Below are 18,702 nucleotides of genomic sequence, written 5' to 3'. Positions count from 1 at the left end.
GGCGGTGAAGATACCGCCCAGAGGGCGGCGTTACGAAGATTGCGTAAACTCTTAATTATTGAATGCCGAAAATATCGGACAAGTTCCACTATTTTGCTGACTGCAAAACTTGTCCTAATATTTTTTTCTTGTGCTTTTACTTCGCTTTCTCTCTTTCCAAATGCTGGCGAAGTTTGGGCAGACAAAAAGAGGGCTTATATCGCTTACAGTCACATTAAATTTACCGCTCATCCGTACCTCGCAGATGCGTTCAAAAGTTATCTAAATTTCGGCGGGCATTCTGACTTTAGAGACAGGTTTTGTCTCCTTACAGTTGCGGGACAGCGACGGATTTACACCGAACTTTCCCCGTTACCTCTAGCGGCTGCTCCCCGCTAGAACCGACTGAATTTTCAGACTATAGCACACTTTATGTGTTTTAGGAAAAAATTTTATTTGGGGCTTGAGAATTTTTGCTTTAGAATTAAGGATTATAGCAGATCCCTACTACAACAACTATTTCCTTCTTCCTTCTTCCTTCTTCCCTCTTCCTTCTTCCTTGTTCTTACCATTGGGGTTGAGCTGCTACTAGCACCGTCGCCGCATTACAGTCTACTGGTTTTGAGAAAAAATATCCTTGACCGTATTCACATTGTAGAGTTCTGAGTTGAGCTAATTGTTCTGCGGTTTCGACTCCTTCAGCAATTACATCCATGCCTAAATGACCGGCTAAAATCAATATTGTTTGTACAATTGCTTCGTTGCCTTCATCATCAGCCATTCTACTAACAAAAGCTCGGTCAATTTTTAAAGCATCAGTTGGGAAACTGTGTAGACGTGAAAGTGAGGAATAGCCTGTACCAAAATCATCGATATATAACTGAATTTCCAAAGCTCTCAATTGTAGTAGCAAAGCTGCTGCTGATTCGGCATTGTCCATAATTACGCTTTCAGTAATTTCTAGCTTTAAACTGCGGGGATTAAGTTTAGTTTCTAGTAAGATTTTTCTGATTTGGTCGATCAAATCTGGCTGGGTAAATTGTTGATTAGAAAGATTAACGCTAATAGTTAAAGGCGGATCTGCGGGAAATTCTTGTTGCCATTCGTACATTTGGCGGCAAGCTGAGCGGAGCATCCACCAACCAATGGGTACAATGAGTCTCGTTTCTTCTGCTACGCGGATAAACTCTGCCGGCGACACTAAACCGCGCTGCGGGTGTTCCCAGCGCAATAGTACCTCAAAACCGCTAATCTTGCCATTTGTGAGAGAGACTATAGGCTGATAGTACAACTGAAATTCGTGACGCTCGACAGCGCGGCGCAGGTCATTTTCTAGTTCCAAAAGGGCCACAGCGCGAGTGTGCATACTCATATCAAATATTTCGTGGCGAGCTTTACCCTGTGCTTTGGCGTGATACATGGCTGCATCTGCATCTCTGAGCAAGTCTTCGGGGCGATCGTATAAAATTGGACATTGAAGATGGGGTAAGCTGGTAGCTTCGCTATCTCTGACTGGGGCTAAACCGGAACAGACAATGCCAATGCTGGCGCTGCTGAATATTTTGTGGGCGTTTAAGTTGAAAGGTGCTGCTAGTTCGTTTTGCACTCGCTCAGCAATGATGGTTGCGTCGCTGGCATCTTTGATATTTTCTAACAAAATTGCAAATTCATCTCCGCCCAGGCGGGCAACTGTATCTCCTGTACGCAGACATATTTTCAATCGCTGGGCGATCGCGATTAGTAGTTGGTCGCCGACTAAATGTCCTAAACTGTCATTGACGACTTTAAAGCGATCCAGGTCGATAAACAGTACGGCAAATAAAATTTCTGGTCGTCGCTTACCCAGTTCGATCGCGTGTCCCAACCTATCCATAAATAACGCTCGGTTAGGCAGACCTGTGAGAGTATCGTGGAGAGCATCATGGAGTAATTTCTCCTCAGCCATTTTGCGGACGGTGATATCTTCGACAGTGCCTTCGTAGTAAAGCAATTCGCCGTTGTTGTTGCGAACAGTCCGCGCATTCTCCGAAATCCAAATCGTGCTACCATCGGCGCAGTAAACCTCGGACTCAAATTCAGATATAGAACACTTGGTCTCAACTTCGCGCACGAATTCAGCTCTACGTCTGGGGTTAACGTAAACTTGGGTTTTGATGTCTTGTATTTGTTCGATTAATTCTTCTGGGGAGTTGTAGCCGTAGATTTTGGCTAAGGCGGGGTTGGCGCTGAGGTAGCGTCCTTCTGGGGTACTTTGAAAAATTCCTTCGATCGCATTCTCAAAGATGCTGCGATATTTCTCTTCAGCTCGTTTTAAGCTTTCTTCTGCTTGTTTGCGATCGGTAATATCGGTAAGCGTGCCCAAATAGCCAGTAACTTCGCCGTTTTTTTCTACTTCTGGTACGGCTTGACAATATACCCATGTCACCTCAGAGCCTTTTTGGAAGCGGTATTCCAACTTGAAAGGCATTTTATCTGTGATTGCCCGATACCATGCGGTTAAAACGCGATCGCGATCGTCGGGGTGTAGCGATCGCGCCCACCCGGATTTGAGCGCCTCTGCGGGAGTTAACCCCGCCATCTCGCAAAATCTGGGGTTGACATACAAGCACTCGCCAGCGGTTTCGGTGCGAAAAATTCCCACTGGTAGCATTTTTGCTAAGGTGTAATACCGATATTCGCTCTCTTGTAATGCTCTTTCGGTGACTTTGCTCTCTGTAATGTCAAACATCAAACCTTGGAGGAAAATCGACTGATTTACCTCGTCCCAGACTGCGACTGCGCGATCGCGAAACCACAGTACGCGACCGCTTTTTGCGATCGCGCGATATTCTACAGTAAAGGATTGGTCATTAATGCTGTCTTTGCTTATAGAGGCGGCGCGGCGGGTTGCGTCTTCTACTAGGAGGCGATCGCAGTCATCGGGATGCAGGATTTTAGATAGTAGATTCGGACAAAGGTTCCATTCCTCCAGAGAATAGCCCAAGAGTTTGACGATTTGTGAGCTGATATATAGCCGATTACTAGGACACTCTAGGGGGGCGATGTAGGTGACAGCAGAAATTTGCTCGCTTAAGACGCGATATTTTGCCTCGCTGGTGCGGAGTGCTGCTTCTAGGCGCTGTTGCTCCTCAATGGTGAGATTTGTTAGTGCTATTTCCGGCGCTACTAATGACTGCATCCTAGTCTTCGCAAGGTCGCTTCCTGTAGCGCTGCTGTCTTCTTGACTGTTACACTGCCAAGCCGCTAAGGTTTTCAAGGGTGCAAGCTGTCGAGGAACTAGAAGCCGATCGCTTGTCCAGAGATTTCCCATAGCCAAAGAGCGATCGCTAATAGTTCCGGCTGTAGCGGTGGTAGATTTTAGCAGTCCTTTGTTTGTGTAGGCTTTTAACGCGATCGCAAAAGTCACCAACAACCCCAGAAGGTATGCAGGAATCCCATTGGATAGAAATGGGTCGAGCTCGAACATGGATCAGCACCTTGATGACAACAGTTACCTAAAACCAATCTATTTAAAAATAACTAAGTTATGAGTAATAAGGAGTGACTAATGCAAAGTTCCTATATTTAATCCTGGCATACTGACTCAGCGTTCAAATTGGTCAGGACTCATACTTTAGCAGCTAAGTCTATGTTCGGAAGTGGCCCAACTTACCAGACTTATGTGCATTTGCTCACACAATAGTCAGGAAGCTCATCCTTTACTCTGGCAGAAGTGGGACTGGCAAAAGCATTAAAAATTAACAAAAAATTTAATTTTTGATTTTTGATTTTTATCTTCTTTCTTCGTCCAGACTCTCATGGTCGCACTGCACCTATTTGAGGTACGATCGGCAAATGGATCGAATCGAAACAGATCCTAAGTCAGAATTGCCAAAAAATTTTTATGAAAGCGATCGCTTTTGATACACCTGGAAACCCGGAAGTCCTGCAAATTGTGGACATTCCCGCCCCAACTATTCAGAAAGATACAGAACTCTTGGTACGGTTACGGGCGGCGGGTGTCAATCCTATTGATACTAAATTACGACAGCGAGGCACTTTAAAACAAGATAACACTCCTCATATTTTGGGGTGTGACGGTGCTGGTGTTGTCGAAGCTGTAGGTGCTGGGGTTCAACTTTTTCAAGTTGGAGATGAGGTTTATTTCTGTAATGGCGGTTTGGGCGGCCCAACTGGAACTTACACGGAATTTGTGGTTATAGACGAGCAGTTTGTTGCCAGAAAACCATCTTCAATCAGCTTTGCTGAAGCCGCCGCAGCCCCTCTAGTTTTAATCACGGCTTGGGAATCACTTTACGATCGCGGACGGCTACAAACTGGTCAAAAGGTGTTAATTTACGCCGGTGCTGGCGGAGTTGGTCATGTTGCTATCCAGTTAGCAAAGTTACAAGGTGCGGATGTTTGCACGACGGTTAGTTCTGAAGAAAAAGCTAATTTTGTTACGGAATTGGGTGCCGACTTACCGATTATTTACAAAAATAGAGATGTGGTCGATGAAGTTTTAGGTTGGACTCAAGGGCAAGGAGTAGACTTAGCTTTTGATACGGTAGGTGACGAAACTTTTTATCAAGCATTTCCCTGCGTTCGGATTTACGGAGATGTGGTGACAATTTTGGAACCCAATCCAGCTTTAGGAAATTTGAAGATAGCTAGGTTGCGAAATCTGCGAATTAGTTTGGAATTGATGCTAACACCAATGTTGGAAGGGTTGGTGGAGGAACAAATACAGCAAGCTAAGATTTTAGAGCAGTGTTCTCGCTGGATAGATAACAGTTTACTGAAAATTCATGTAGGTAAAACTTTCCCTCTGGAAGAAGCTGTAGCGGCTCATAAGTTACTAGAATCTGGCTCGATGACTGGTAAGATTGTTTTGGTAATTGATAGTTGATAGTTGGTAATTGATAGTTGATAGTTGGGAATTGGTAATGGGTAATTGGTAATTGGTAATTGGATACACAGATTTTACAGATTCCTCTGATTTCACAGACTAAATAATCATGACTCTAACTAATCCGTGTAATCCGTGTAATCGGTAAAATCCGTTAGTCCGCGCAGGCGGACTTAGTTTGTGTAGTTGCGGTTTCAACCGCCGAATTATATAAGGGATAGCTCAAGATGCCAAAACTTCACTTTCAATTTCCCCCGTATGGAAACTAACCCACATAGATTCTAGCAGTGGTAAGTATTCTGGAAACTTCTCTACGGTGTATATAATAATTGATGTGTCTACATAGACAACGCTTGAGGCTGCAATGTTTAACGTTCCCATGAGTCTCTTTCCTCTTGAAGGTACTTGTCCGCTTCTTCAGGAGTTTGAAACAGCCGCTTTCCTGGTAACTCTTTAAGTATATCCATAACCGAAACTTGTTTAGGTTCAGTTTTTTGTGGCAAAATAACAAACACATCTACACTATCGCCAACTGCCCCATCTGGAACATCAATCTCAAGCTTATTCCCTGGTAAAACTTTAGATTTTATGTGTAAAGCTGATTGCATGACCTAATCCCTCACAATTTTTAATTAATTATACCTAATAATTACGCATCTTTGTACGAAAGAAGGGGCTAGGGGAAGAAGGGGCTAGGGGCTAGGGGCTAGGGGCTAGGGAAAGAGAGGGGAAGAGAGGGAAGATGGGTAATTAGCAATTAGCAATTAGCAATTAGCAATTAGCAATTACCAATTCCCCATTACCCATTACCCATTACCAATTACCAATTACTAATTTCCACTTTTTACAGCGTCAAAGATTGAGGATTTGTTTCAATTAACTTCGCCAAATCCTGCAAAAATGCCGCAGCATCAGCACCGTAAATAATGCGATGATCGCAAGTAATATTCACCTGCATTTGCCGTTTCACCCCGATCAATCCCTCTTCATTCGCAACCACTTGCGGCCGCGAAGAGCCGATCGCTAAAATTGAACCCTGACCGGGTGGTAAAATCGCATCAAACTTATCTACCCCAAACATTCCTAAATTTGATAGGGTAAAACTGCCCGTGCTATATTCCGCAGGTTGCAATTGCTTACTTCTAGCGCGATCGACTAAATCTTTCCAACTGCGAGAAAGCGAATAAATATCCATTTGATCCGCCTTTTGAAGGACGGGAGTAATCAATCCGCCGCCATCCATTGCTACTGCTACAGCAATATTAATCTCAGCGCGGTATTGAATCCCCGACTCCACATAGCAAGCGTTAAGTAAAGGATGTTTTTGCAGCGTTACGGCTACGGCTTTCGCTAACAGCCCCGTCATCGTTACGCCCTTTGACTTCACCTGTTTGTAGAGTTTGTCTAGATTGTCAGTAGTAATTGTATAACCGACATGGAAAACAGGCACGGAGAGGCTGGCGGTCATATTCCGCACTACAGCATTTTGCAGGGCGTTCATGGGCATTACTTGACCCAAAGGCGCGATCGCACCCACAGGAGGGGCCGCCGCTGCTGCGGGTTTCGCTGGTACTGGCGCTGCGGTGGGTGCAGCGATCGCTACTGCTTGCTGAACAGCAGGCGCTTTCACTTTACCAGCGGCCACTTCCACATCCTCTGCCACAATCCTACCGTGAGGCCCGCTACCTTGCAGGGAACTTAAATCAACTTTGAGTTCCTTGGCTAACTTGCGAGCACGGGGAGAGGCGACGCTGCGCCCATTGCGGCGGTTTGGGCTCTCTTGCAGCGCGGCGGGTGCAGAAGCAACAGCAGCCGCAGGAGTGGCGGGACTTTGGGCGGGGGCGGCGGCTACTTTCACGGGGGCGGAGGTGGCTTGCTGCTGAGCTTTTTCGATTTCAGCTTCAGTTTCTGCAACTAAGGCGATCGCCGCCCCAACAGGCGCAACATCCCCAGCAGCGACAATAATAATAGCCAAAAAGCCTTCGTAGAAAGACTCCACATCCATGTCTGCTTTGTCAGACTCAACCACAACCACCGTTTCACCTTTTTCTACCTTGTCTCCCGGCGATTTAACCCAAGAAACAATTTTGCCCTCGGTCATAGTAGAGCTCAGGGCGGGCATGAACACTTCGCGAATCATTTCTCAAACATCCTTTCTCAACGGCTAAATCGGTAATAGGTAATGGGGTGAGGGCCTGGGCAAGTAAAAAGGGAGAATTGGTAACAGCCAGCCGATTTTAAATTTTCGACACACAAATAACTGACGGTAAATTTCCAATTCCCAAATTCTCAATTACCAAATTACCCAGAATTACTCTCTAAATATCCCCGCGAATTTCTTCAACTAAACCGTCCCGCAGGAGCACTTCTACCTGCATTTTTTGAATCAAGTTATCTCCAGTCTGGACGCTGAATATGCTTTCAATTTGACCTTGGGCAACTTCCTGTTCTAGGTCTAATATCTGCACTTGGTTGAGTTGTTGGAGGCTTTGATTTTTCTGATCTAGCAATTCGCTTTTCTTTTGATTTACCTGCACTTGAATGTTCTCAATTTGCTGCACTACCTGCGGGCCAGGTGGTTGCAGACTTTGCCGTTGAATATCATTAATCATTCGCTGCCCTTGCATTTCTAGCTGTTGCAGTTGAGAATCTATTTGGTTAATTTGAGCTTGAAGTTGCTGTTGAGCCTCTTCTTTCCAGCGGGGAGTAACGATGACTTTAACGTTAATCGCTCGTTTCAGGAGTAATTGATTGTTGGAGACATCCATAAAGATTTTGATTGTGTTTGTTGTCAGTTGCCAGTTAGAAATTGTTTAGAAGGGGAAGGGAAGATCGTTTTGACTACTCCCCTGACCGCTGTTACTTAAACATCTCGTTAATCATATCGCGGTAGTGTTCCATTACAACAGGGCGCTTAATTTTCAGGGTTTGGGTCAGCATCCCATTTTCCACTGAAAACGGCTCCAAAATCAGGCGGAAGGGGCCGATGCGGTCGTCTGGGCGGTATCCGGGTCGGTTTTGGACTTCGCGGTTTAATTCTTGGCGAAATAAATCTTGAACTGCCTTGCTATTCCAGTCGATTTCCTGTATTGAGGGATTCAGACTGGTTGCCCACTTCTGTAGGGCTTCCTGATTCGGTACGATCAATGCACCCAGAACTTTTTGATCTTGACCTACTAGCATAATTTGATCGATATAAGCGCTGCGGAGGCTGGCATCTTCTATTGGTTGGGGTTCGATATTTTCGCCATTTGTAAGCACGATTGTATCTTTTGCCCGACCGGTTAATATTAAATCATTTCCTGCTGTCATCCAGCCTAAATCCCCTGTATCGAACCAGCCTTCTTTATCTATTGCTTTAGCTGTGGCTTGGGGGTTTAAATAGTAGCCTCCCATGATTTGCGGCCCCCGCCCTAAAACTAGGCCTGTCTGTCCGGTGGGAAGTGATTTCCGAGTTTCGGGGTCAACTATTTTTATTTCTGTTTCTGGCAGTGGTTGTCCTGCCGATCCTCGTAGGTTGTGCCAGGGACGGCGGACTGTGAGCACTGGGGAGGTTTCGGTTAAACCGTATCCTACTAATAAGCCGATACCGGTGATTTCAAAGAAGTTATCTAAGTGAGTAGCTAAGGAACCACCGCCGCTGATTGCCCATTTGAATTGTCCGCCTGTGGCTTCGCGAACTTTTTGATAAATCAGTTTTTCACCGATGGCGTGGAGAGGCCAAAGTAGAAGGGTTTTGATTTGGGCTGTTAATTTTTGGGCGGGAGTTGGGGGTTCTAAATTTAGGGTTAAATCTTGGGCAATGCGGCGAGATTGTATGTATTGAAGGCTGGCTCCTAAGAGGAAGTTAACTAATTTTTGCTTGTTGGCTGGTTGTTCGCGAAATTGCTTTTGTGCGGCTTCATAAATTGAGTCCCAAATGCGGGGGACGCTGACCATATATTGGGGTTTACAGGTTTTAAAATCTTGTTTAAAATAGCGGATGCTGGTGTAAATTTGGGCGCATCCTTGGGAGAGAAGAAAGTATTCAACAGTACGCTCGTAGGCGTGCCAACTGGGGAGAATACTGAGGGCGGATTCTCCTGGTTGGGGTTGAAGGATGGCTCCGAAGGTGGTGATTTGATGTAGGAGGTTGCCGTGTGTAAGTACAACGCCTTTGGGTTTGCCTGTGGTGCCGGAGGTGTAGAGTAGGGTAGCTAGGGTGTGACGTTTGTAATTGGTGGGTTTGAGGAGGCGGTTGGCTCCTGTGGCGATGACTTCGGAAAATTTGATGACTGTGAGGGTTTCGCTTTTTTCTGGTTCTTCGTCGGAGAGGAGGATGATGAATTGGATGGGTAAGTCGGGGAGGCGATCGCGCAGTTTTCGCAATAGTGCTGAGTTTTCAACTACTAGGGCTGTGCTGCCGCTATCTTTGAGGATATAGAGTAGTTCTTCGGGGTCTGCTCCTGCACCCCGCACAACATCGGCGGCTCCTGCGGTCATTATGCCTTGATCGGCGATCATCCAGCGAGGGCTGTTGTCGGCAAAAAGGGCGATGCGATCGGGAACATCTCCTTCTTCCGTTGGCTCGATTCCTAATGCTTGTAAGCCGGCAGCAAATTGTTGAATTTGCTGATATAACTCTGCGTAGGTAAGCTTGACTTCTGGCTTGCTGTGAGGATCGTGAAGGGCGATTACTTGACTGAATCTCTGTTTAGCAATTTGCCAAATTTCAGGAAGAGATTGTAATGAAGTGTAATTCTCTACGGTGTTGAGGTTGGTGCGTTCGATTTCGCATATCTGGTGGGCGGAACTGGAATCTGTGGGGCGGTTCATAGGGTATTTCCTGAGTTTTTAGGGAGAAAATTATTGACTACAACTTTAATATCTCTGATATTTTAATGGTTATGTGGTATTTGAGGGACAGTTTGCCAACCTGCCCTTGTCTATTTTTACCTGACTATGGGACTTTGGCGAAAACTGGTTGCGATCGACTTGGTTTCTCGGTTGAGCGGTAGAAATTGCCTTGAGTATGGCTGAGTTGGTGGATATTGATGTTGTTACATAGTTAGGTTTATTCGTGCCTACTTATTTAGAGTCAACAAACAAAAAGTAATGATTAGCCAAATAAAGGAAAAACCCTGAAATATGAGTATTGGAGATCAACTATTCTATTTATGGCTTGTAGCAACTGTTGCCTTTATCATTTGGCGTGTGCTCACCAATCCCCTCACCAAAATACATGAGGCAGTTATAGATAATGATATTCAGACTGTGAGACTTTGTTTGGAAAAAGGTGTGAATGTAGATATTCGCAAAGGTCAAGGTGTTACACTACTGTGTTTAGCAGTTCAAGAAGGGTACAAAGAAATTGTAGAGATTTTGATTGCTTATGGGGCTGATGTCAATCAAGGGTTGAACAATGAAGATGGTCTAAATCCATTATTAGAGGCAGAGATTCGTAATCATTCAGAAGTTGTTGAAAGTCTCTTTGCTCGCGGTGCTAGAATTGGAATTCACTTTGCGGCTTTACGAGGAGATATAAATGCAGTCAGAAATTATATTGAACAAGGAATACCAATTAACGCCAAACGTAATCGAGGGATGACTCCACTTCACTGTGCTGCATTAGGTGGTCATCGCCAGATTGCAGAGCTAATAATAGATAACGGTGCTGATGTCAATTTTGATACCCCAGCTAGTGAAACACCTCTGCATCACGCAGTCAGACACAATCATATAGAAGTTGTGGAGTTATTAATTGACCGAGGTGCAGATATGAACCGCATTGGTAAAGCAGGAACTCCACTGCATATAGCGGTCTATGAAAATAACAGACAAATAGTAGAGTTATTGATTGCTAAAGGTGCAGATGTTAACAAGCAAAGTGGAGGATGGGGTAGCACATTACATATTGCAGCAAGAAAAGGATCTGTAGAGATTGCAGAATTACTATTATCAAGTGGTGCACAAGTAAATTCTAGCACAAAATTCCAGAGGTACACTCCGTTACACTATGCAGCAGGCGAAGCCGAGTTAGAAGTAGCCGAACTATTGATAACTTATGGTGCTGATGTTAATAGCAGAAGTTGGATTGGCGCTACTCCTCTCAGTGAGGCCGTAAATTGTACAGAAATGATAGCTTTATTACTGAGTTACGGCGCAACAGACTACGGATTAGTGGATTAATAATCACTCATAATTCGTATGGCAGATCACTCAAATACAACTGTTTTATTGCCCTAAATTAAGATACGGTTTACAAAAATCGCTAAAATACCGAGTATAATAGTCCAAATAACTTTAGGGTTCTACTTTCTTGGCTGAGTCTTGTCAGACAGTTACTCCAGGGCAACCGCTTGCCCCTTTACAAAAAACGGGCATGGAATTGGTTGCTCGTCTTCACGGCGGACGCGATGTAGTTTTGGCAATTGATTTAACGGAGAGTGTTGGCCTTAATGATGAGGGTCGCATCCGTTTGCGTCAGATAGTTGAGGATAGTTTGCGGCCGGGAGATACAGTCTATGTTGTGCCTTTTGCAACAACAGTAAATCCTCTGGCGGCTAATGTCAATCCTTTGCTTCCAGAAAATTCTATTAAGTTTAATGGCAAGAACGATCTCGACCTAATTTTACAATCTATTCCTTTTCAGCCTAATCTAAATTTTCAAAATACAGATATTCAGCAGGCAGAACTTACTATTTATCAAGGTCTTGCGAATATTAATCAGTGTCGTTTGGGAGGGAATCAACCGATTAAACCTCAGTCTGTAGTTTGGATTAGTGATGCACCGTTATTTACTCAGTCGCCTGCGAGTTCGGGGGAGTGGGTAGAAACGCCTGCTGATAGTCAGTTTCGGATTGGAAATTCTCAAGCGAGTCAACAGCGTCAAAGTTGGCTTCAGGTATTGCCTTTACGGGAGCGATCGCTAGCTATTAGAACTAAGGATAATAAACAATATAAATTAAGTGTTGTTGACATTTCTCCGAATGTACAGGAGTTTTGTACACCAGCACCGGGAGGGCGAGAAACTTGTTTAGTTTCTGCTTATTTATTTAATCAGTTATGGTTGCCTGTGTTAATTTCGGGAATTGCCCTGACTGCTGGTGTAGTTACTGCCATCAAGTTCTGGCGGCTGCACAGGAAATGGACTCTGGCTGTAGATTTGAGAGCTACTGCGAAAGAGGATGACCAAGTATGCTATCTGGGAAATAATCAAAGAATTGCAATTGGTGAGTACGAATCTAGCTGTGCTGATTCGATTGATACTCCAGGGCCAGAAGTCAGAGCTTATTTATTACGGAAGGGGGAGAAACTTTATTTAGAACCAACTGGAGAGGCGGCTATTTTTTTGAATGCCAAAGAAGTGACAGAGCGGACTTTGATAACTAATACTACTAGAATTAGGCTCAATTGTCCCGATGCAAAAAAAAGAGAATACGAGATTGTAATTCAAGTAAAAAAATAAACAATCAGGGATATAAAGATGACTCAAACTACAAGCAGCGATCGGCAAGTGCGGGGTATAAACAGGACTATTTGCATTGGTTTAGGGGGTACGGGCAGAGATGTTTTAATGCGAATTCGCCGCTTAATTGTAGATCGCTACGGCGATTTGAGCGAGTTACCAATAGTGAGTTTTGTTCACATTGATACTGACAAAGCCGCAACCCAAGTATCGGGTTTGCGAACTGGTAGTACCTATCACGGTGTTGACCTCAGTTTTCGCGACTCTGAAAAAGTAGGCGCGACCATGACATCAGCAGAAGTAACTAACTTTGTACAAGGCTTAGAACGACGTTCTAACTACGATCGGCAAGGGCCTTACGACCATATTGCTCGCTGGTTTCCACCCCAATTATTACGCAATATTAAAGCAGTAGAAGAGGGAGCAAAAGGAATTAGACCTGTAGGCAGATTAGCTTTTTTTCACAATTATCAAAAGATTAAAACTGCCGTTGAAACCGCAGAAAGACGGACGCGGGGACACGAAGCAACTTTACTCAAATCTGGCTTAAGAATTGAACCCGGATTGAATATTTTTGTCGTGGGTTCTCTGTGTGGCGGGACTGGTAGCGGAATGTTTTTAGATATTGCTTATAGTCTCAGACAAGCTTATGGCGAACAAGGCGCTCAAATTGTAGGCTATTTGGTGATTAGTCCGCAGTTATACGGCAATACTTCTAATATGAGTGCCAATACTTATGCTGCACTTAAGGAATTGAATTACTACACTACTCCCGGCACTAAATTTGAGGCTTGTTATGATATGCAAGACTTAGTTTTAGTGCAGGAATCGCGACCGCCTTTTGACTATGCTTATTTAGTTTCTAACCAAACTGCGGGGGAGTATTCGATTCTAGAACAGCGCAAATTATGTAATGTAATTGCTCATAAAATAGCACTGGATTTTTCAGGAGAATTAGCGCCTGTAGTTAAGGGAATGCGAGATAACTTCTTGCAGCATTTAATTCAGTGGGACGGCCACCCGCGACCGAATATTCAGCGGTATTTAACTTTCGGACTGGCCGCGATTTATTTTCCCCGCGATATTATTGTACAAATTGCTTTGACTCGAATTAGTTTAAAATTAGTAACATTCTGGTTAAATGGAGAGGGACAAAGCCCAGATCCACAGTTGTTACTTGAACAGTTTTTAATTCAGTATCGCTGGCATAGCGATTTAGCTAATCGGGATGGTTTTACTACTAGATTGGCGGAAGCTGTACAAGAATCGAATAAGACTTTTGTTAGTACGCTCAATACTTGGAGAAATGCTAAATTAGAGCGAGTAATTAATGATTGTAAAAGTAAGGATGACCGGATTGGCATCAGGCAAACTTTACCGCGAGAGTTTAGAGAGCAGTTTCGTAAAACGCAGCCTGGGGAAACTGAGAGTACGAGAGGAATCTGGCTGACAAGATTGTTACAAATTCGTCCGACGATTACAGAACAGCTTAAGCAGGACATCGATCAGTTTTTGGCGAGTTTATTAACTCCGGGAAATGTAAAGTTTTCGATTAAAAGCGGTCGTGATTGGTTGGATGCTTTGGAGACTGATTTGAATAGTTATCAGCGTCAGTTAGAGGAGGAAATTACTAATTTTGGAGGAAATCGTAAATTAGAAGATGTGGAGAAGAAATGGCGCGATGCAGAGGAAATAATTGAGGATATTGAGCAAAGATTTGAATTGCCAATTGTGGGTAGTAAAAATCGGCAAGTGCAAGCTGAGGCGAAAAGAGTTGTGCGGGAAGTTTGCGATTTAATTAAGCACAATTTTGATTTAGCTGTGACTCAGGAAGCTTTGCAAATTGTTGGTAGTTTGCAGAAGCACGTTTCAGAACGTGAAACTCAAGTGGCTGGTTTTAACCGCGTAGCGGATAATTTAAAGAGTGATTATGAGAAGGAGGAAAGCGATTTAAGGCAATTGAATTTTGATGAGATGAGTGGCGAGGCAATTTTTGACAATGAGGATATTGAGGGGTGTTATAAAACTTTGCTACCAGAGCAAGATTTTCGCTCTCAGTTGGTGCTAGTAAGTAAGGAGATTACACAAGTTTCGGGAGTGGGAGATTCAATTGTTTCTTTAATGGATAAGACGACTCAAATACAACTACAAAAAGAAATTGATTTGACCGTTGATAGGTTATTTGGTTCTCGCAGCACTCAGATTGTGCAATCTGTGATTAAGCGTTTTATCCAAAATTATTCGATACAGGATCGTTCGACTCGTTTGGGACAAATTAGACAGCAAGCTGAACCGCTTCTCCGTTTGAATTTGAGCGATCCTTACTTTCGGAATAGTCCTGCGAAAAGAAGCGATTTGGTTGGTTTTAAGGATACTGACGAGTCGGAAGTGCAGCAGTTTAAAATTACTCTGGGACGAGATTTGGGAATTGCTGAAAGTGTCTTAAAACCTACTCAAGCTGAGGATGAAATTTTAATTGTGACTGAGTATGCGGGGTTTCCACTGAGACTAATTAGCGGTTTGGAACAGATGCGAAATCCATACATTCGCGAAGGAAATTCGGAGAGTTCTTTTCTGCACAATGACTACCGAATTACCTTCACTGATATTATGCCACCTGATGCTCTGAAAATCGAGGAATTAGAGGATGTTTTTTATCCTTGTTTGGCTTTCGATCTAATTGGTAAAAATGCTGATACTCAGCAGTTAGAGTTTCAGTATTATGACGATTTGCGTGACTGTTATTATACTGCTGGGATTAGTCCGGTATGGAATCAAGCACTCGAAGAATTGGCTAATCGGCGGGATATGACTGATGCTTTAAAGGGGTTTTTAGAGAGAGCAATTGCTCAGATTGAAAAACATCCCGCTCTTTGGGAGAAAGACTATTTACCGAAATTACGGGATTTTGTAAAGCTGGTAGATAACTTGACAGAAGATAGTCCTAATTATCCTTACAGAGCTACAGTAGTTGGAGTTCCAGCCACTACTGAAATGCCAGCTAAGGAGGGAATTATTAATCGTTTTCGCAAACAAATGGAAGAACGATTTAAAAGTTCGCTAAATCCTAATACTTCCCCTCCTGGAATCGGTGCTTATCAGCAATTTACGCAGCCAGAAATAGTTGTTGAACCTACTGATGTTGTCGATAATCGTACTAAGAGACGGCAAGAATTGGAGCGGTTGAAACAGGATGTCAATGATGGGATTGTTACAGATAAGGAGTATGAAAAGTTACGGGAAGATATTTTGAGAAAATATCCGATTTGATTCAAACAGGACTTACGCAAAACTATCCTTACCGCCAGGATGGCGGCGTTACAATCGTGGGTAAGTCCTGTGTAAAAAAAATTAATATAGGAGTGTATCGCTGATGTTTGAATGGTTGAATTTATTTCCAGTATACTTACTTGTTCCAACTGTAGTGCTGGTAATTTTACCCGCTTTATTTGCTGCACTTCAACGAATTAGTCTTTATGGCAATTTAGCGCAAAAGACAAAAGAAGTGAGATTGCTGCTGAAGGATAACCAAGCAGGCTCGAAACCGAGAATTGTAGAAGACTTGGAAAGTAGATTTAAAGCTGCTAGCGAGTATCTAGAAGAAGTCAATTCAGCGGCTTTAATTGATGGGATTTATAGTCAACAAAAATTGAGGTTTTTGGGGATAGCATTTAATTACGATAGAGTTGATTATTTTTGTCGAATCTTACCTAATCTGTTGCTATCTTTTGGTTTGTTAGGAACTTTTCTGGGAATTACGCTTAACTTATCTAGTCTGAGTCAAACCCTTCAAGAAAGTAAAAATATTGATTTATTACTTAATGAATTGCAAGAACCCCTGAAAGGGATGGGAATTGCCTTTATTAGCAGTCTGATTGCAGTATTTTTTAGTTCCATCTTGACTGTGGTTAATCTAATTTGGAATACAGGTTTAGCTAAGTCACAGTTAATTAGCTCTTTAGAAGATTATTTAGATAATGTTTATCAGCCAACGCTACAGGGGAAAACTCGGCTTGATAAAGTAGTTAAAGGGATGGCAGATACCTTTGACAACTTTTTAACTAGATTTGGTCAAACTGTCCGCGAGGGTGTAGAATCTGCTTTGAAAGATAAGATTCAAGAAATTATTGAAGCTAACCTTAAGGCTGCTAATTTAGCCGAACAAGTTTACGGAGGGTTAGCTGAAGCTTCTGGTTCAATCTCAAGAGGTGCTAATGAATTGAAAGAAGCTGCTGGAAAATTTATCGAAGTATCTAAAGCCTTTGAGAAAAACGATTTTCCCCAAAAATTGTCACTAGCTACAATTAATTTAGCTAATGTTCAAAATAACTTTTCTAATTCCTCGTCAAGTCTAGCTGATAGCGTTCAATCTCTTGGCAATATCTTGAGTCAAATTGAGGATTTTAGTCAACAGTTGGTAAACATGACAGCAGAAATTAGTAGACTTAATCAAAGTTCAGTACAAGTCTTAGAATTGCATCAAATTAATCAGCAATCGCTTAGTCAGATTATTCCAAAATTTCAGCAAGGATCTCAAAGTTTTGAGTCTGCTGTCACAACTCTTGACAAGCTACAGAAACGAATCGTGGTTAGAGTAGATAGTTTAGACAAAGTGCAAGTTGAGTTAACAAAGTTAGTACAAACTATCAATAACCATACAAACCAGGTTAATCAGAGTATGGATAATTTGACTTTTAGGGTTGCAGAAACTATGAATAATCAAGCTGAAAGTAATAGACTACAATCCCAGGCTGTCGCTGAAAGTATTGAGGAATATGTCAACCATCTTAGTGACATAAAATATGAGCTTGCTGAGTTGGTAGAAACATTAAAAGAAAACTTAGAAAGTCCGGTTGTAGATAGGCATATAAGCGATAAAAATATATTGAAAGAGTTAGAAAAACGAGAAAATATGCCGAAGGAATAAGTAAAACAGAACTTACCCAAAACTATCAGTAACGCCGCCATCTTGGCGGTAAAGAAACCGCCAGGATGGCGGCGTTACGTAATCGTGCGTAAGTCCTGTAAAATTTTAACCACAACTGAGAACTTTAAATTATGCGTCGCCGTCCCCATTCCATAAATTCAGATGAAGACCTCAATATCTGGCCTGCTTTTACGGATTTGATGTCTAACGCCTTTATGATTATCAATTTATTTCTCTTGTTAGCTTTAGTCAAATCTGTCTTCTTAAAATCAAGAGTAGAAAATACAAGCGACGAACTGGCTAAAGCTCAAAGAGAAATCGCAGAGATTACGCAAATACTTAATAGTTCAAAATCCGAATTGCAGCTAAAAAATAATTATCTTAATGAAAAAGAAAATGAAATTAAAGGACTTCAGCGAAAAATAGAAAGTTTACAATCTCCACCTTTAATTATCATTAAAGACTCCGATATAGATTCTGAAAAACGCCCTCTTAAATTTGAAGCCGGACGAGCGGATTTACCAGAGGGTCTACGTTTATTTATCGATAACAACGTAGTCAATCAACTTGAAAGTTTTGCCAAGCAATATCCCGGCTATGTTGTAGAAATAATTGGTCATACTGACGGTCAAGAAACAGTAGCACCGATTAGCAATCTCGATCAAACCTTAGAAAGTGTAGCTATTGGTAATGAATCTGTCAGTAATTTAAAAGCAGGTTCTAATGCAGATTTGGGATTAATGCGGGCTTTAGCAGTAGTCAAAAATTTGCAAGCAGTTCAACAAAAAACAGGTCAACTACAAGGTTTAAAATTCCGTGCTTATTCAGCAGCACAACTATTTTTACCTACTGGAGAATATGCTCCAAGCGATCGCACTCCCGATCCAACTAGGAGACGTATCGAAATTCGCTTTACACCTCCGGCTGTTGAAAAATAGCTTTGGTTTTGCAATTATAATATTTTATTGGCTCTGCTCACTCAAACACATAGGATGGTTGCTGATAATTAAAGGAATTTCCGCTAAAAGTTCTTGAGATTGTTGTCGCCAAATCAAGTCTAACAAACAATGGTCTTGACGGCTTACCCAAATAGCCATTCGCCGTATTGTATCGGAAAAATGTAGTTGCCAGTTAGCTTCGAGGGGTTGCGCGATCGCGCTGAAAGCGGGTGCTATTTCTTCTCTAGATAAATCAAATCCTTCTAATTGCCATTCTATCCTAGTAAGGAACAGTCCAGCCGCAAAGTCGGTGTGTTGATCGGCGTGGATAATATTGCCATTATGTCCATAGATGAAATTCGCAAATTTAGCAACAAGTCCGCGTCTATCTGGACAAGAAATTAGTAAAGTTGCTGTGGGGCTAGTCATAGGTAATTAAAAGTTTAATTATAGCAACCGCCAGGACGGTTAGGACAACTTTATTTGTTGAACGTAACGCCGCCTTCTAGGCGGTGCCCTAACC

12 protein-coding genes, 1 pseudogene and 1 riboswitch are annotated in these 18,702 nt (G+C 42.7%); of the genes and pseudogenes, 6 read left to right on the top strand and 7 right to left on the bottom strand.

Annotation, left to right across the window (positions count from 1 at the left end):
• Nucleotides 1-252: 252 nt before the first annotated feature.
• Nucleotides 253-400, bottom strand: a riboswitch (cobalamin riboswitch).
• Between the two features lie 144 nt (nt 401-544).
• Nucleotides 545-3,445: a bifunctional diguanylate cyclase/phosphodiesterase gene (locus tag PY364_RS10315; protein ID WP_275522277.1), complete on the bottom strand. Its 2,901-nt coding sequence runs from the start codon at nt 3,443-3,445 to the stop codon at nt 545-547.
• Between the two features lie 417 nt (nt 3,446-3,862).
• On the opposite strand from PY364_RS10315, the gene PY364_RS10310 reads away from it, so the two are divergent.
• The gene (locus tag PY364_RS10310) at nt 3,863-4,867 is read left to right on the top strand and encodes a zinc-dependent alcohol dehydrogenase family protein (protein ID WP_275522276.1); all 1,005 of its coding nucleotides are present in this window, start codon (nt 3,863-3,865) and stop codon (nt 4,865-4,867) included.
• A 222-nt stretch (nt 4,868-5,089) separates the two neighbouring features.
• Here the strand turns inward: PY364_RS10310 and PY364_RS10305 are convergent, their stop codons facing one another.
• The 5 genes from PY364_RS10305 to PY364_RS10285 form a co-directional block, all read right to left on the bottom strand.
• Complete coding sequence (locus PY364_RS10305) at nt 5,090-5,248, bottom strand: hypothetical protein (protein ID WP_275522275.1); 159 nt, start codon at nt 5,246-5,248, stop codon at nt 5,090-5,092.
• On the bottom strand, nt 5,236-5,475 hold the full coding sequence (locus PY364_RS10300) for a hypothetical protein (protein WP_275522274.1): 240 nt from the start codon (nt 5,473-5,475) through the stop codon (nt 5,236-5,238). Before PY364_RS10300 ends, PY364_RS10305 begins: the two co-directional genes overlap by 13 nt.
• A gap of 236 nt (nt 5,476-5,711) precedes the next feature.
• Nucleotides 5,712-7,007: a dihydrolipoamide acetyltransferase family protein gene (locus PY364_RS10295; RefSeq protein ID WP_275522273.1), complete on the bottom strand. Its 1,296-nt coding sequence runs from the start codon at nt 7,005-7,007 to the stop codon at nt 5,712-5,714.
• Between the two features lie 178 nt (nt 7,008-7,185).
• Entirely contained in the window at nt 7,186-7,635 is a 450-nt protein-coding gene (locus tag PY364_RS10290; RefSeq protein WP_275522271.1) for a YlqD family protein, read from the bottom strand.
• Nucleotides 7,636-7,726: 91 nt separating this feature from the next.
• A complete protein-coding gene (locus PY364_RS10285) occupies nt 7,727-9,682 on the bottom strand; it encodes a long-chain fatty acid--CoA ligase (RefSeq protein ID WP_275522270.1) in 1,956 nt (651 codons plus the stop codon).
• A gap of 312 nt (nt 9,683-9,994) precedes the next feature.
• On the opposite strand from PY364_RS10285, the gene PY364_RS10280 reads away from it, so the two are divergent.
• The 5 genes from PY364_RS10280 to PY364_RS10260 all read left to right on the top strand — a co-directional run bounded on the left by PY364_RS10280 (nt 9,995) and on the right by PY364_RS10260 (nt 18,179).
• Nucleotides 9,995-11,035: an ankyrin repeat domain-containing protein gene (locus PY364_RS10280; RefSeq protein ID WP_275522269.1), complete on the top strand. Its 1,041-nt coding sequence runs from the start codon at nt 9,995-9,997 to the stop codon at nt 11,033-11,035.
• Between the two features lie 193 nt (nt 11,036-11,228).
• The gene (locus PY364_RS10275) at nt 11,229-12,314 is read left to right on the top strand and encodes a VWA domain-containing protein (RefSeq protein ID WP_275522268.1); all 1,086 of its coding nucleotides are present in this window, start codon (nt 11,229-11,231) and stop codon (nt 12,312-12,314) included.
• 18 nt (nt 12,315-12,332) lie between these two features.
• Complete coding sequence (locus PY364_RS10270) at nt 12,333-15,584, top strand: tubulin-like doman-containing protein (RefSeq protein ID WP_275522267.1); 3,252 nt, start codon at nt 12,333-12,335, stop codon at nt 15,582-15,584.
• A gap of 103 nt (nt 15,585-15,687) precedes the next feature.
• A complete protein-coding gene (locus PY364_RS10265; RefSeq protein WP_275522266.1) occupies nt 15,688-17,241 on the top strand; it encodes a hypothetical protein in 1,554 nt (517 codons plus the stop codon).
• Nucleotides 17,242-17,372: 131 nt separating this feature from the next.
• Complete coding sequence (locus PY364_RS10260; protein WP_275522265.1) at nt 17,373-18,179, top strand: hypothetical protein; 807 nt, start codon at nt 17,373-17,375, stop codon at nt 18,177-18,179.
• A 51-nt stretch (nt 18,180-18,230) separates the two neighbouring features.
• Here the strand turns inward: PY364_RS10260 and PY364_RS10255 are convergent.
• Nucleotides 18,231-18,608 (bottom strand): annotated as a pseudogene (locus PY364_RS10255) (ACT domain-containing protein); the annotation flags it as partial.
• Between the last annotated feature and the right edge of the window lie 94 nt (nt 18,609-18,702).

The sequence above is a fragment of the Kamptonema sp. UHCC 0994 genome, assembly GCF_029167235.1.
Classification (GTDB): domain Bacteria; phylum Cyanobacteriota; class Cyanobacteriia; order Cyanobacteriales; family Microcoleaceae; genus Kamptonema.
The sequence above is the reverse complement of the archived record's forward strand: the minus strand, read 5'-3'. Positions and strand labels throughout refer to the sequence as shown.

Coding starts and splice junctions, on each gene's coding strand:
- PY364_RS10315 (WP_275522277.1), bottom strand. CDS start 3,445: ATGTTCGAGCTCGACCCATTTCTATCCAATGGGATTCCTGCATACCTT.
- PY364_RS10310 (WP_275522276.1), top strand. CDS start 3,863: ATGAAAGCGATCGCTTTTGATACACCTGGAAACCCGGAAGTCCTGCAA.
- PY364_RS10305 (WP_275522275.1), bottom strand. CDS start 5,248: ATGGGAACGTTAAACATTGCAGCCTCAAGCGTTGTCTATGTAGACACA.
- PY364_RS10300 (WP_275522274.1), bottom strand. CDS start 5,475: ATGCAATCAGCTTTACACATAAAATCTAAAGTTTTACCAGGGAATAAG.
- PY364_RS10295 (WP_275522273.1), bottom strand. CDS start 7,007: ATGATTCGCGAAGTGTTCATGCCCGCCCTGAGCTCTACTATGACCGAG.
- PY364_RS10290 (WP_275522271.1), bottom strand. CDS start 7,635: ATGGATGTCTCCAACAATCAATTACTCCTGAAACGAGCGATTAACGTT.
- PY364_RS10285 (WP_275522270.1), bottom strand. CDS start 9,682: ATGAACCGCCCCACAGATTCCAGTTCCGCCCACCAGATATGCGAAATC.
- PY364_RS10280 (WP_275522269.1), top strand. CDS start 9,995: ATGAGTATTGGAGATCAACTATTCTATTTATGGCTTGTAGCAACTGTT.
- PY364_RS10275 (WP_275522268.1), top strand. CDS start 11,229: ATGGAATTGGTTGCTCGTCTTCACGGCGGACGCGATGTAGTTTTGGCA.
- PY364_RS10270 (WP_275522267.1), top strand. CDS start 12,333: ATGACTCAAACTACAAGCAGCGATCGGCAAGTGCGGGGTATAAACAGG.
- PY364_RS10265 (WP_275522266.1), top strand. CDS start 15,688: ATGTTTGAATGGTTGAATTTATTTCCAGTATACTTACTTGTTCCAACT.
- PY364_RS10260 (WP_275522265.1), top strand. CDS start 17,373: ATGCGTCGCCGTCCCCATTCCATAAATTCAGATGAAGACCTCAATATC.